Here is a 14,050-nt window from a genome sequence, read left to right as displayed (position 1 = left end):
TTATTGGAGTTGAAGTGTTATATTTTGTAGTATGGAGTTAGCTTTAATCTCGGATGTTCATGGAAACCTACTAGCTCTAGAACGAGTGTTGGAAGATATTGGGGATGTAGATTTGATTCTATCTGCAGGAGATATAGTTGGATACAACCCTTACCCAAGTGAAGTAATCAAATTATTTAGAGAACATAATGTTAGGTCGGTTATCGGTAACCACGATAGAGCTGTGGTCACTGGAGATGTCTCATGGTTTAACCCATTTGCCGCAGAAGCCGTAGAATGGACCCAAAACCAACTCAATAAAAAAGAAATCGAGTATCTATCTGGTTTAGAGGACCGGTTAACTATTGATGTTGGCGATGTTAGGGTTACAGTTACTCATGGCAGTCCAAGATCGGTTGAAGAGTATGTATGTCCAACAACAATCGACATCAAGTTGAGGGGTATGATCAGTGAGGTTGAATCAAAATATCTGGTCTTAGGACACACCCACCTACCGATGAGGAAGGAGTTTAAGGAGGGGGTGGTGCTTAATCCTGGGAGTGTAGGCCAACCCAGAGACCAGGATGAAAGAGCAGCCTACTGTAAATTCAATCCAACAACAGGAGAATGCAAACTACATAGAATAGAATACGATATCGATAGGGTTGCTGAGAAAATAAGAAAAGAAGGATTGGCCGAAAAACTAGCCAGACGCCTATACCAAGGCCGATAACCCACAAACCCCCCCCAACTCTGAATATAGGTTGGTTGGTGTTTGTTTTAGGGTTTGGTTTTTATGTTTTGACTACTATCATGTCTTTTATTGCTTTTACGTTTTTGAATGGTATGATTATGTAGTCTTCTTGTGTTTGGTATTTTTCTGTGTCGACGTCTCTGTGTGGTTCTATTATTAGGTCTAGTAGTTCGCCTGTTTTTTGGTTCATGGTTACGTTGTGTAGTGAGCCTATTTCGTCTCCGTTTGAGCTTACTATGTCTTTTTTTGATAGTTTGGTTACGGGGATTTCCATTTTATTTTTCTCCTTTTGTTTATTTTTTTATGTGATGGGTATCTATTTGGTTTTTTATGTATGTATTTATATTTAAGGTTTCTTGGTTTATTTGTTTGGTTTTGTTTTTTGTTTTTGGTTTAGCGGTATCCTATTATTGATTCTTTTGTTTTTTTGTCGGGTCTGCTTTTTAGCATTTCTTCGATTTTTTTGTAGTATTCTTTTGTTTCTTCGTCTACTGTTGGGTATACTGTTTCCATTGCTTTTCTGAAGTGTCTTTTGTTTATTTTTTTGGCTTGGATGTTTTGTCTTAGGGCTAGCATTGCTGCTTCTCTGCAGAGTGATTCTATGTCTGAGCCTACGTAGCCTTCTAGTTCGTAGGATAGTTCGTTTAGGTCTATGTTTTTTGATAGGGGCATGTTTTCGGTGTGTATTTCTAGTATTTTTTTTCTGGCTTTTTGGTCGGGTACTGGTATGAATATTCTGCGGTCGAATCTTCCGGGTCTCATTAGGGCGGGGTCGATGATGTCGGGTCGGTTTGATGCTCCGATTATTATTACGTCTTCTAGTGATTCGATTCCATCGATTTCGGTTAGTAGTTGGTTGACGACTCGTTCTGTTACTCGGTTGTTGTCTCCGCTGTCTCTTGTTGGTGCCATTGAGTCGAGTTCGTCGAAAAATACGATTGTGGGTGCTGTCTGGCGTGCTTTTCTGAATACTTCTCTTACGCCTTTTTCTGATTCTCCTACCCATTTGCTGAGTAGTTCGGGTCCTTTGACGGATATGAAGTTTGCGTCGGTTTCGTTTGCTACTGCTCTTGCTATCAAGGTTTTTCCGGTTCCTGGGGGTCCGAATAGTAGTAGGCCTTTTGGTGGTTTTACGCCCATTCTCTGGAATGATTCTGGTTTTTGTAATGGCCATTCGATGCTTTCTTTGACTTCTTGTAGTATGTCTTCTAGGCCGCCTATGTCGTTGTAGTTTACTTTTGGTACTTCTAGTAGGACTTCTCTTAGGGCGGATGGCTCGATTTCTTTCATTGCGTCTTTGAAGTCTTTGTGTTGGACTATGAGTTCGTTTAGTACTTTTTCTGGTATCCGGTTGTTTTCTAGGTCTATGTCTGGTAGGAATCTTCTTAATGCTTTCATTGCTGCTTCTTTACATAGGGCTTCTATGTCGGCTCCTACATAGCCGTGGGTTAGACTTCCATATTCTTCGAGCTGTATATCTTCTGATAATGGCATGCCCCTGGTATGGATCTTAAGAATTTCTTGCCGCTCCTTTATGTTAGGAACCCCAATCTCAATCTCCCTGTCAAACCTGCCTGGCCTTCTTAGGGCGGGGTCGATTCCGGATATTCGGTTTGTTGCTCCTATAACTACTACTTCGCCTCTTTCATTTAGGCCGTCCATTAGTGAGAGTAGTTGGGCAACAACCCTCCTCTCAACCTCACCACCGACCTCCTCTCTTTTTGGGGCGATGGAGTCGAGTTCATCTATGAATATTATTGATGGAGATGATTCTTGGGCTTCTTGGAACAACTCTCTCAATTGTTGTTCGCTCTCTCCGTAGTATTTGCTCATTATCTCCGGACCGTTAATGCTGCGGAAGTTGGCTCTTGACTCATTGGCCACAGCCTTCGCGATCAATGTTTTTCCAGTTCCTGGTGGGCCATGCAATAGGACTCCTTTTGGTGGGTCGATGCCAAGCCGTTTAAACACCTCTGGATGTCTTAAAGGCAGCTCAATCATTTCACGCACATGCTGAACCTCATCCTCCAGACCACCAACATCCTCGTAGGTTATTCGACTAGCCCGGACAGAGTCGTATTCCTTGACCGGCTGGCTCTTAATATCAACTTCAGTATCTTCAGTAACGATCAGGTTTTGATCTTCAGGTTCTGCTGAAACCGCTACCAAAGGCACTAAATTACCTGAGTCCCGGAAAAATGATTTCTGCATAGGCGCCTTCACAGGAATAATATCTCCTTCAGTGAAGACCCGTTTAAGCAACTGACGCCTCAAAAAATTCTTAATATCACGGGTAGTAGGTAACTTCTTATCCTTCTGGGTAGGGGATAAAACAACACGGCTAGCTGGCTCCACCTCAGTCTTACGCACCTCTACAGACTCACCAATACCAACACCAGCATTCTGCCGGGTATAACCATCAATACGAATTATACCCTTACCCCAATCCTCACTATCCGACCTCCAGACCTTCGCCAAAGTACGCTCCTCACCAACAACCTCAATATAATCACCAGGCGAAATCTTAAGCTCAACAAACGTATCAGGGTCAAGGCGAGCAGTACCCTTCCCATTATCACTCGGGTAAGCCTTTTCAACCCGAAGCTGAATCTCTTTCATAACTCAACTAAACCTAGACCAAAAAACCACATTAAACTTTCTACAAAAAAACACCACAAAAACAAAAAAATAACTAATTCTGTATGGTAGGTAGTTTTAGTTAGAGCTAAAACCTACTTTATTGTTGGTTCTGTGGTGTTTTATTTATGGATATTGTTGTTTTTGATCCTAAGATGGGTGCGGCCGGAGACATGATCATTAGTTGTTTGATTGACGCAGGCGCCGACCCCCAAAAAGTATTAGATAACATGGAAACGGTGGCCAACACCTGTGGAGAGATTAATGTCAGGCCTCATGAAGTTAAGAAGAACTCGATAAAGGCCACCAAAATAGATATAGAAATAAAATCCGAAAACCCAGACCTCAGCTATAAAGACATGCAAAAAGCAATCAAAGAAAGCGGATTGGATAGAGAGGTATGTGACCTGTCTCTGGATATTTTATTGAGTTTGAAGAAGGCGGAAAGAAAAGTTCATGGCCCAAACCATAGTTTCCATGAAGTAGGTAAGCTTGACGCACTAGCAGATATCGTAGGAGCAGCCACCGCATACCACAACCTAAAACTAAATGAACATACAGTTTATTCCACCCCATTGATGGTTGGAGATGGATACATTAAGACAAGCCATGGAAACCTACCAATACCTGTACCAGCAGTAACTGAAATACTAACCCAAAACCAAATGACCTGGGCAGGAGGACCTGTAAAAGGAGAACTACTCACCCCAACCGGCGCCGCAATACTATCAAACATAATCGATAAATACACCGAAACCACCCCACCACTCAAAATAAAAAACCGGGGCAGGGGAGCCGGAACTAAAAATTTTGAAACACCAAACATACTAACCATCTATTTAGGCCAAACCAACACACTAATTAATGATTTTATAGGTATTTTAGAAACCAATGTCGATGATGTAGATGGTGAAACAATCGGCTACCTCATCGATAAGTTGATGAACGAAGGAGCGTTAGACGTATTTGTCATATCTGGCTTAATGAAAAAAGGCCGCAAAGGAGAACTATTAAAGGTATTAGTTGAACCAGAGGATATTGATCGTTTAGCAGAGGTTATAGTTAGGGAAACAGGTAGTTTAGGAGTCCGAATAAACAAAAGACAACACCGCTTAATAGCAAACCGCCGTTTCAAAAAAATAGAGGTTCTGGGAGAGTCGATTCAAGTTAAGGTTGGTTTTCTAGAGAATGGTGAGGTTATTGATGTTTCTGCTGAATATGATGACTGTATCGAACTAGCTAAGAAAACAGGTAAACCTCTTAAAGAAATTAAGGAGATGGCTGAATCCAAGGCAAGGAGAGAACTATGAAAATATCAACCGGAAGCAACCAACTCAACCAACTTCTAGATGGAGGCCTAGAACCTGGAGCCATCACCCATATCTATGGTGAGTCAGGATCCGGAAAAACCGGTTTAACTCTCCAAGCTTCAATTGAAACAATAAAAAATGGTGGCACCACAGTCTATATCGCAACACCTAGATTCATGGTTGAAAGATTCAAACAACTATGCTATCCAGAAAGACCTGAAGAAATCGGTTCAAACCTAATAATATTCGAACCAAAAAACATCGATAAACTAAAAGCAGCAATCCAAAACGCAGCACACACAACAAACAAAACAGATGTAAAACTTATCACAATCGACTCCCCCACCTACTATGGATATAGAGACACAGAAAAACAAAAAACCAAAAAACAGGTTACAGAACAACTAAAATACCTCCTAGCAAAAGCCAAAAAACAAAAAACAGCAATACTCATAACAAACCAAATCTACACCGATATAAACAAAGAAAAAAATAAAGCAACACCAATAGGAGGAAAAACACTCCAAGACATATCCAAAACCACAATAAAACTAGAAAAAAAGAAAAAAAACAAAAGAAAAGCCATAAAAACCAAACCAAAACCACAAAAACACACATACCTCACAATAAAACAAACAAAAATAAAATAAAAACACCCCTCGATAATGGAAATGAGTGTTGGTTGATGGCGTTCAGCACTCAAAATCTTCTTCATCGAGCTCTGTCAGGCCAAGGTCATCATCACGCCACCAACCAAAAACCCAGAATTAAGGTCTCTAACCTAGATTTAGGTGGTGTTTGTTAATTGTTTTTTTGTTTTTTGTACATTTGTTTTAGTTCTTGGGTGGTTGTTGAGTCTGTTGGTCCTTTGTCTTGTCTTAGTTTTATGTATCTTGGGAATCTTATTGCTATTCCTTTTTTGTCTTTTTTGTTTCTGGCTGCGGTGTGTACGGGGCTTTTTGTTAGTTCGGCTCCGAGTATCTCGACTACTATGTTGGGTTGTATCCATTGGTCTGGTGTGATGTCCGATTCTACTCTGGCTGGTTTCCTTTTGGTTTTGTGTGGTTGTAGTAGGTTTGGTAGTTGTTCTAGGTCTTGGTCTGTGAAGCCTGTGCCGACTTTGCAGACTGTTTGGTAGATATCTTTTTCTTTGTTGTATGCTGCGCAGAGTAATGTTCCGTATAACCCGGAGCGGCGGCCTTTTCCAGCGAAACCCCCAATTACTGTTAGGTCGACGGTGTCTGACATACTGGTTTGGTAGTCTTTTTTCCATTTAATCCACTGCCAGTCTCTCGCCCCTGCCCTGTAGACTGAGTCCTCTCCACATGATTTAAGCATAATACCCTCTTGACCCCGGTCAACTGCCTGCTGAAAGAAACTTTCAACTTCACTTATTTCTTGGGTGGTAGTTAGTTTGGATAGCTCTAGTTTGTCTTTTGTTTGGATTGTTTGTTGTAGTTTTTTTCTTCTTACAGAGAATGGTTGGTTTAGTAGGCTTTTGTTTTTGTAGAGCATGTCGAATAAGAATAGTTTTACAGGGATTTTCTCAACATACTGCTCTACATCATATTTTCTTTTCCTCTGCATCAATGTCTGGAAATCCTGTAACTCTCCATCTTTGGTTGCAACTGCCTCTCCCTCAATAATAACATCTTCAGAACCAACAGACCTCCGAATAGATCTGACGACATCGGGGTATTGATTGGTGATGTCTTCGAGTCGTCTAGAAAAAATCTGTATATTGTCACCTGATTTATGGATTTGCATTCGTTCTCCATCGTATTTAACTTCGGCTGCAAACCTACCTTCAATCTTATCTTTTATGTCTTCTAGTTTTTCGAGTCGTTGTGCCAACATCATTCGAATTGGCCTACCTACCTCTACATCTATTTGGTTGAGGCCTTTGAGGCCGTTTTTGCTTAGTTTTTCTGCAACCAACCCGATGTCACTGCTGATGTTGTATGCGTGTTCTACTTCAGGCCGGTTTTCATCACTACCGCTATAGGTTTTGGCTAGTGCGTCTAGCAATGTCATCGCTCCAACACCTAGACGTAGCTTACCTAAAGCGATTCTTGTCAAGAAGCGAGCGCCATCCCCGCTGGCCTGGGTTATTAAGCCGGCTAATCTCCGTATCTTTCGGTCGTGGGAACCATCTCCTTCGAAACTACTTATGTCTTTCAGGCCTTGGTAGACCTCTTGAACCAACAGGTCCTTTTCTTCATCTAGAAATTGGTTGAGGTTTTTGGTGGAGCTTGATACTTTTTCAGCAACAGTACCCAAATCCCCTTCTTCTCGATACATCTCTTGTATTTCTTTTTTAGAGCGGGATGAAGCGATGGATAGGGATTCGGCAACCATCTTATCTCCTAAACCAAGCTTAACATCCTTGTAGTCGGCATCAATCTGCCCCAACACCAAATAAGAAACAATCCCTACATCAGAGCTAGGAGTTATTTCATAGAGGTCTACAAGGATATCGGTCATCTCATTTCTGGACCGAGTTTCCTCAAGCCTTAAAAAAACATCAATTAAATCACTGAACAATAGAGAACTCATAATCTTCAAACCTGAAACATATTTTTAATATACATAATAGCCTTACAAGCATCCCTTTGTTTCAAATCAACTTTATTCTCCCGCAAATACTCTCTCAATTCTTGGTGGTTTATTTCTGGGTGTTCTCTTGCGTCCTTAATTACTTTTTGGTAGTTGCGGTTGGGATAGAACCTGGATCTAGATTTTTTTATCAACCAGTTCATTTCTTTTTTTGTGATTATTTTGTTTTCTGTGGCTTTTTTTAGGTTGTATCGGATGTTGATTAGGGGTTCGGATATGGGTTTGTAGGTGGTTGGTGTGAATGTGAGGGCCACTTCGTCGTCAGAATCGATTACCTCGTTTTTGTATCGTTTGTATATTTCTCCGATTCCTTTCATTCCATACCTATCCAGTTCGGATGCCCTGAGGGCTCCCATGCTTGAAGCTCCAACAACTTTTACCTCGTTGTTTAGTGCGTTTAGTATTTCTCGGTGGGATACGGAGCAGTCTTGTGAAAAAACACCATCGATTAAGCAGATTAGGTTATAGCCTTGTTTGTGGGCTTTTTTTATATCTCCTCGTTCTGCAGGCCCACATACCCTGGCATCTATTTTTTGTCGAGTTTTTTTAGGATGGAGGCTGGGCCCCGTGTACACAACTACCTTTTTGTCGGGCATGTTGGCACCTCCTTCCCACGCGCTCCGGATCGATAGCTCTTAACTCAAGTCCTGGAACCAAAACCCGGACAACCGGGACATCAACTTCATCAAGGGTTAGGTTTACAAATATAGCGTGTTGTACACCAACTTCTGTTAGTTTGCGGAGTGTGTAGGCTATGTCGTCAACAAAATCATCGGTTATATATGAAACTTTCTCAAGATCATTGATTTCCTTTGTATTGGAGTTATCGAACCAATGTTTGTTCCGTTTTTTGACAGTTTCATACCCAAGAGACCGCATATCGTCTCCACTCAGTGTGTCTTCTCTAGCTCCATGGATCTGGGTTGCTCTACTTTGAGCAACCTCGGTTATAGCTCTTTTAATTGCAACACCGGCATCCGTATGGGTACCCATACCCATAGTTAATAAAGCAGGATCCTTTAACTCCAAATCTTCAGAAACCGCAGCAAAAGTAGGTAATCCAACATCACTCGTGATATCACGAATCACCAACGAAATATCCTTCTCCCTAAACCGACCAACCAAATCATTTATCCCGGGGTCATCTACCTTGACTTGGGGGCCGGTGTCTCTTGCCGACTCAACCAATGACCAGGCATCTCTCTCAATTACTTCAGTTAGGCCGTGGAATATTGCTTCTTCAAGCACATTCCCTGAAGCAAGTCCGTTCGTGTTGGTCTGGAAAAACCCAACCCCCTTCTTACCGGGAGGTAGGGGATGGAAAACAGCGTTAGCAGGAACATAAACCTCCTCACTCTGAATCATATCATAACCCTTCATCCAAGAAATCCTCGCATTAAGCGGATCTGGAGTCGCTTCAGGCAAAATAAGCTTCCTCGGATCCAAAACATCTGCCTTACCATCCAAATTACGGTATGTATCGAAAAACAACTCCCGATCATGAAGCTCAGCTGAATACCTCTCAACACCCTCCATAATCGCAGAAACCTTCGCCTCCTCCACTGTACTACCCTTACCATTATAAACCGAAATCGCACCCCGCTCAGCAGTCGGCCGAATACTAGAGTAGACAGGAATACCAATACGATCCAAACCAGTAATATCAGCAACCCTCGTAATACCAACCAAATCCTTCACCGGCTCAACCATCTCAAGAGTCTCACTAGGAGAAACAACACGATGCGTCCCATTCATATAATCCTTCTTAGTACTATCAAAACTCATCTTAACCACAACAAAACAAAAACCAAAACAATATTAAACCTAAACCAGATTTTAACTTTCCTACCCAAACCCACCATATTACCTTCAATTTAGGTTAGTTTAGGTTTAGGTTAGGTTAGAGGTTGTTTTTTCTTACGAAGTAGGGTAGTTTGTCTTTGTCGAATTGTTTTATGAATTCGCGGGTTTTTCTGTCGCTTACGTTTCCACTTCCAAAAACATCACCATGTATACTTCTTAGGCGGTCTAAATTGCGTTTTTGATGTATTTTAGCGACGATGGCTGCGGCGCAAACGATATCCCATTTTTCTTCAGCCCGATGGCTGATATTGAATTTTACTTCACGGCTCTGGCCATTCAAACCAGTTAAAAGTCTGTTTTTCAACATCTTGGTCGTGGGATAATAACAATCAATATAAAGATGTGTAGGTGATACCGAGTTCAATAAAGAAACGATAGATTGATCTTGAACTTCTTGTAATGTCTTCCCATCACTTCTGAGGCTCTCAATTTCAGAAGCAGAAATAACAATAGTGCCAGTCTGAGCGATAGAAAAAATCTTATCCCCTAAATCCAAAACAGCGTTCCGATTCAAGTTTTTAGGATCCCGGAAGTCAAGACAACGTAATCTAGCAAGCTCTGACTCACTAGCCATCACGTAACCAACAATGAGAGGGCCGACAGCTTCACCAACACCAACCTCATCGATACCCAGATATAAGTTATCCATCTTCAAATAGATATATGACTTCAAACCTCAAAAACCTTTCAAACACCAAACATCAAAACTACCTTGTTTTTATCGATGTCTGATTACTGTTGTTTCAAACTTTTTGTGTAGCAATCATCGAAATACAATATTTCAGCATGAACAACGTGTTGGTTTGGTTTTTATTTGTTTTGGGTGGGGTTTGTGTGTTTTTTCCGGTTTTTTTATTTTTTTGTCCTTCATATATTGGGTGGAGGGGTCCTTGTTTGAATAGGCTTAAGAAGTTTTTTGTTATTTCGGTGTCGGTTAGTGTTGTTACTTTGGCGTTGATTCTTTTGTTGATGGAGGGTGAGGACCTCTTGATTAGTTTGGGTGCTGTGGATCCTGTTTTTTTGGTGTTGGCTATTGGTGTTCATGTTTTGGGTTGGATGTTTTGGGCTGGTCGGATTGATATTTTTAGTCGTGCTTCGGATATTAAGCTGGGTTTTAAGAAGAGTTTAGGGATAGTTGTTTCTAGTACGTTTTTAGCTAGTATTACGCCTTCTTATGCGGGTGGTGAGCCGTTAAGGGTGTATTTGATTGGTAAGGAGAAGGGGTATGCTGGTCGGGCGAGTGCTATTGTTTTTGCTGAACGGGCGCTTGATTTTGTTTTTATTGTTTTGTTTGCTTTGGTTGGTATGTTTTATTTGAGGGAGCAGTTTGGTGAGATTGCGAATCTTGAGATAGCGTTCACTATGGCTGGAGTGTTAATCGGTTTAGCTGTCTTGGGTATTGTGTTGGGTTTTTTCAAACCACATTTAATTAAGGGTTTTTTTGGTTATTTTGAGAGACCTATAGAGAGTTTTAGAGAGGGGACGATGGAGCAGATATATAGGGAGATTGATTCGTTCCACCGTATTTTGTGGATGTTTTTGAGGGAGAAAAGAATTTATTTAGCGGGCGCTTTTTTGGCAACCGCTTTGCTTTGGAGTTTACATTTCAGTATACCCTATATACTTTTTGTTGGTATGGGTAGTGAAGTTGATTTCCTGACCGTATGGTTCGGTTATTTCCTTGTATTGTTATTCCTGTTTATTCCACTTGCTCCAGGTGGAAGTGGTCTGGCCGAGGTAGGGGGTTTCGTTGTCTACTCAGCTTTAACAGGAGCAGCATCAATAGGCGTTTTAGTGTTATTATGGAGAGTTTCAACCCACTACGTAAACCTAGTCGTTGGTGGCCTATTGATCGGTAAAGTAATCAAAGATGTATCAATTGTTGAAGAAAAAATTGATGAATCAGTTGACAAAGATGTTGAAAAACAAGCGGTTGAAGAAATAAAATGACACCTCCCCTAAGAGGGGTCATAACACTGAATCTCAATCTTTTTTATTTTTTATAGAATTCTCCGAGTTTGACGACTTCTCCTATTACTGTTACGGCGGGTGGTTTGAGGTTTTGTTTTTCTGCGATCTCGGTTATGTTTTCGAGTGTTCCATGTACTACTCGTTCGTTTTTGGAGTATGCGTCTTGGAAGGATGCGACAGGTGTTTCGGGGTCTTTGTTTTTTAATATTTTTTTAACGATTTTTGGTAGGTTTCCGACTCCCATTAGGATTACGATTGTTCCTGCGTGTGAGATGTGGTCCCAATCGATAGCGCTTTCATCTTTGGTTGGGTCTTCGTGGCCTGTTACGATAGCTAGTGATGATGAGACGTTTCGGTGTGTTACGGGAACTCCAAACCTGGCTGGTACTGATATGGCTGTTGTTACTCCGGGTATTATTTCGTATGGTATGTCGGCTTCTCGGAGTGATAACATCTCTTCTCCGCCCCTACCGAAAAGGAATGAATCGCCGCCTTTAACTCTCGCAACATCCTTGTTTTTTTGGGCTCGATCGATCAGTATTTCCTCGATTTCATGTTGTTTTAGTTTATGTTTGTCGGCTTTTTTACCTGCATCTATCATTTCAACGTCTTGTCGCGCGTTATCAAGTATTTGGTCGTCTATTAAACGGTCATGAACTACGACATCTGCAGTATCGATTATTTCCAGACCTCTTTTTGTTATCAAGTCTTTTGAAGGACCTGCCCCTATCAAGTATACTTTACCTGTCATTTATATCACTTTAATATTTTTCTAGCAGCTTTTCTACCTATTTCTTCAGCTTTCTCCGGATTTCCACTTAATTCAACCCGTTTATCCATCTCTATATGTTCTAACTTAAAGTTGAGTTCTCCGTCAACCTCTCCATAGGCCCCTACCGGTATTGTACAACCCATACCAAACTCATTCATCGCCGCCCTCTCAGCAACTACCGCATACCGAGTAGGAGGGTGATCAATTGTTTGGGAGAATTTAATCATTTCTTCATCACCCTTCCGGCTTGTTATGCATAGTGCTCCTTGTGCAGGAGCTGGAAGTGTCTCTGGGATTGGGAACCGATAACTGATTTTATCTTCCAGCCCTAATCGCTGTAAACCCGCTTCAGCCAACATAACCGCATCCAACTCACCCTCCAACGCCTTGTCTACACGGGTATCGATGTTGCCACGTATCGGTTTTAGTTTTAGGTCGGGCCTTAACTTCTTTATTTCAGCCTGCCTCCTAGGACTACCGGTACCAACTATTGCTCCACTATCCAATTCATCTAGATGGCCTCCAACCAAAACGTCGTGTGGAGAACCACGCTTGATATAACTGGAGAGTGTTATTTCTTCCCGCATGTCTGTTGGAACGTCTTTACAGCTATGGATTGCTAGGTCTATCGCGTTGTTTATCAATGCTTCATCCAGCTCCCTGGTGAACACGCCCTCTCCCTCGATATCTTCGATAGATTTCCAGTTCTCCTTATCCCCTAAAGTCTCCAATGTAACTAACTCAATTTCTCGATCGGTTTTTTCTCTAAGTAAATGTACTACCTGTTTGGCTTGAGCCATTGCAAGCCTACTTTTTCTTGTGCCAACCCTTATGGTCATAATACTTTCTCCAACGCCATCGCAATTTTATGAACAGTCTCATCAATCTCTTGGTCTGAGTGGACATAGGATATGAAGCAGATCTCATATTGAGAAGGCGGTAAGTAAACACCCATCCGAGCCAACTCACGATGTAACTCATTATATTTCTCAAAATCACACTCAACTATGTCATCATAATCATTAACCTCTTGTTCCCTGAGAAATATTGAAAACATAGAGGAAAGGCCCTGTATCCGGACTGGATAGCCATCTAATTCACCACGAAGTCTCTCCCGTATTTTATTTCCTTTTTTGTTTGCTTTCTCGATGACATTATCGTTATCTAGTGTTTTTAGGGCTTGTATGCTTGCAGTTGTTGTTACGGGGTTTCCACTGAATGTACCTGCTTGATAGACATCTCCTTCTGGAGATAGATGGCTCATTATCTCACTGTCACCACCGAACATGCCGATTGGAAAACCACCGCCAACAATCTTACCGAGCGTTGTTAAGTCTGGTTTGATATCGAACTTCTCTTGTGCACCACCCATCGAAACCCTGAACCCTGTGATAACTTCATCAAAAATCAATAGAGAATCATTGTCATGGGTTAGGTCTCTCAATAACTCTAAGAAACCGTTTTTTGGTGGTATACAGCCAGCGTTACCGAAAACTGGCTCTGAAATAACACCAGCTATCTCACCTCCAATCTCTTCAAACAACTCTTTAACTGCTTCATGGTCGTTCCAAGGCAAGACGCTCGTCTTCTCAGCCAGATCCTTGGGGACGCCAGGAGAGTCTGGAGCACCATGTGTAGAAGCACCACTACCAGCCTCTACCAAAACAGAGTCATGAGCACCATGAAAACCACCAGTAAACTTAACAACTTGATCCCGACCAGTATAACCACGGGCAAGCCTGATAGCCGACATAGTAGCCTCAGTACCCGTATTCACAGTACGAACCTTATCAATACTATCAAAACAATCAACAACCATCTCAGCCAACTCTACCTCCCCCTCAGTAGAGGTACCGTAAGCCCAACCACGCTCTAATTGCCGTTCAACAGCCTGCTTGATCTTCGGGTGTTTATGACCAAAAATCTGAGGACCAAAAGCAAGAGAGTAATCTATATACTCATTACCATCAACATCATAGATCTTACTGCCCTCAGCATCCTCCATAAAAATCGGAAAAGGACTATAAGAACGCGCAGGACTATTCACACCACCCACAAGCACATCTTTTGAACGATCAAAAAGTTCCCGTGAACGCTTAAACCCATTCATAAATACCACATCCAAAAAACATAGTCACTTCAAAAACA

General features: G+C 41.7%; 13 protein-coding genes. 4 read left to right on the top strand and 9 right to left on the bottom strand.

The annotated features are described in order from the left end of the window. The first annotated feature begins 31 nt into the window (after positions 1 to 31). A complete protein-coding gene (locus QEN48_RS01055) occupies positions 32 to 712 on the top strand; it encodes a metallophosphoesterase family protein (RefSeq protein WP_280108569.1) in 681 nt (226 codons plus the stop codon). Between the two features lie 61 nt (positions 713 to 773). On the opposite strand, the gene QEN48_RS01050 is transcribed toward QEN48_RS01055, so the two are convergent. Further along, on the bottom strand, positions 774 to 1,007 hold the full coding sequence (locus QEN48_RS01050) for a PRC-barrel domain-containing protein (RefSeq protein WP_280108568.1): 234 nt from the start codon (positions 1,005 to 1,007) through the stop codon (positions 774 to 776). A 119-nt stretch (positions 1,008 to 1,126) separates the two neighbouring features. Then, positions 1,127 to 3,352 (bottom strand): CDC48 family AAA ATPase, encoded by a 2,226-nt coding sequence (locus tag QEN48_RS01045; protein ID WP_280108567.1) that lies wholly within the window; start codon positions 3,350 to 3,352, stop codon positions 1,127 to 1,129. Positions 3,353 to 3,498: 146 nt separating this feature from the next. Between QEN48_RS01045 and larC the strand changes: the two genes are divergently transcribed. Together larC and QEN48_RS01035 are read left to right on the top strand one after the other, a co-directional pair. After that, complete coding sequence (gene larC / locus QEN48_RS01040) at positions 3,499 to 4,680, top strand: nickel pincer cofactor biosynthesis protein LarC (RefSeq protein WP_280108566.1); 1,182 nt, start codon at positions 3,499 to 3,501, stop codon at positions 4,678 to 4,680. Continuing rightward, the gene (locus QEN48_RS01035; protein ID WP_280108565.1) at positions 4,677 to 5,330 is read left to right on the top strand and encodes an ATPase domain-containing protein; all 654 of its coding nucleotides are present in this window, start codon (positions 4,677 to 4,679) and stop codon (positions 5,328 to 5,330) included. The genes larC and QEN48_RS01035 overlap by 4 nt, the downstream gene beginning before the upstream one ends. A gap of 151 nt (positions 5,331 to 5,481) precedes the next feature. On the opposite strand, the gene QEN48_RS01030 is transcribed toward QEN48_RS01035, so the two are convergent. The 4 genes from QEN48_RS01030 to QEN48_RS01015 form a co-directional block, all read right to left on the bottom strand. Beyond that, positions 5,482 to 7,236 carry an ATP-dependent DNA ligase gene (locus QEN48_RS01030; RefSeq protein WP_280108564.1) on the bottom strand — a complete coding sequence of 585 codons (1,755 nt, stop codon included), beginning with the start codon at positions 7,234 to 7,236 and terminating at the stop codon, positions 5,482 to 5,484. Between the two features lie 5 nt (positions 7,237 to 7,241). After that, a complete protein-coding gene (locus tag QEN48_RS01025; RefSeq protein WP_280108563.1) occupies positions 7,242 to 7,892 on the bottom strand; it encodes a TfuA-related McrA-glycine thioamidation protein in 651 nt (216 codons plus the stop codon). After that, positions 7,843 to 9,081, bottom strand: a complete 1,239-nt coding sequence (locus tag QEN48_RS01020; protein WP_280108562.1) for a YcaO-related McrA-glycine thioamidation protein — start codon at positions 9,079 to 9,081, stop codon at positions 7,843 to 7,845. The genes QEN48_RS01025 and QEN48_RS01020 overlap by 50 nt, the downstream gene beginning before the upstream one ends. A 115-nt stretch (positions 9,082 to 9,196) precedes the next feature. Beyond that, positions 9,197 to 9,832, bottom strand: a complete 636-nt coding sequence (locus QEN48_RS01015; RefSeq protein WP_280108561.1) for a hypothetical protein — start codon at positions 9,830 to 9,832, stop codon at positions 9,197 to 9,199. Between the two features lie 221 nt (positions 9,833 to 10,053). On the opposite strand from QEN48_RS01015, the gene QEN48_RS01010 reads away from it, so the two are divergent. Continuing rightward, a complete protein-coding gene (locus tag QEN48_RS01010; RefSeq protein ID WP_280108560.1) occupies positions 10,054 to 11,109 on the top strand; it encodes a flippase-like domain-containing protein in 1,056 nt (351 codons plus the stop codon). 43 nt (positions 11,110 to 11,152) lie between these two features. On the opposite strand, the gene cobA is transcribed toward QEN48_RS01010, so the two are convergent. The 3 genes from cobA to hemL are packed head-to-tail and all read right to left on the bottom strand — an operon-like array spanning position 11,153 to position 14,012. Continuing rightward, positions 11,153 to 11,881: a uroporphyrinogen-III C-methyltransferase gene (cobA, locus tag QEN48_RS01005; protein ID WP_280108559.1), complete on the bottom strand. Its 729-nt coding sequence runs from the start codon at positions 11,879 to 11,881 to the stop codon at positions 11,153 to 11,155. Between the two features lie 5 nt (positions 11,882 to 11,886). Next, entirely contained in the window at positions 11,887 to 12,741 is an 855-nt protein-coding gene (gene hemC, locus QEN48_RS01000; RefSeq protein WP_280108558.1) for a hydroxymethylbilane synthase, read from the bottom strand. Continuing rightward, complete coding sequence (gene hemL, locus QEN48_RS00995) at positions 12,738 to 14,012, bottom strand: glutamate-1-semialdehyde 2,1-aminomutase (protein WP_280108557.1); 1,275 nt, start codon at positions 14,010 to 14,012, stop codon at positions 12,738 to 12,740. The genes hemC and hemL overlap by 4 nt, the downstream gene beginning before the upstream one ends. Between the last annotated feature and the right edge of the window lie 38 nt (positions 14,013 to 14,050).

The sequence above is a fragment of the Methanonatronarchaeum sp. AMET-Sl genome, assembly GCF_029854155.1.
In the GTDB taxonomy this organism is placed as follows: domain Archaea; phylum Halobacteriota; class Methanonatronarchaeia; order Methanonatronarchaeales; family Methanonatronarchaeaceae; genus Methanonatronarchaeum.
The sequence above is the reverse complement of the archived record's forward strand: the minus strand, read 5'-3'. Positions and strand labels throughout refer to the sequence as shown.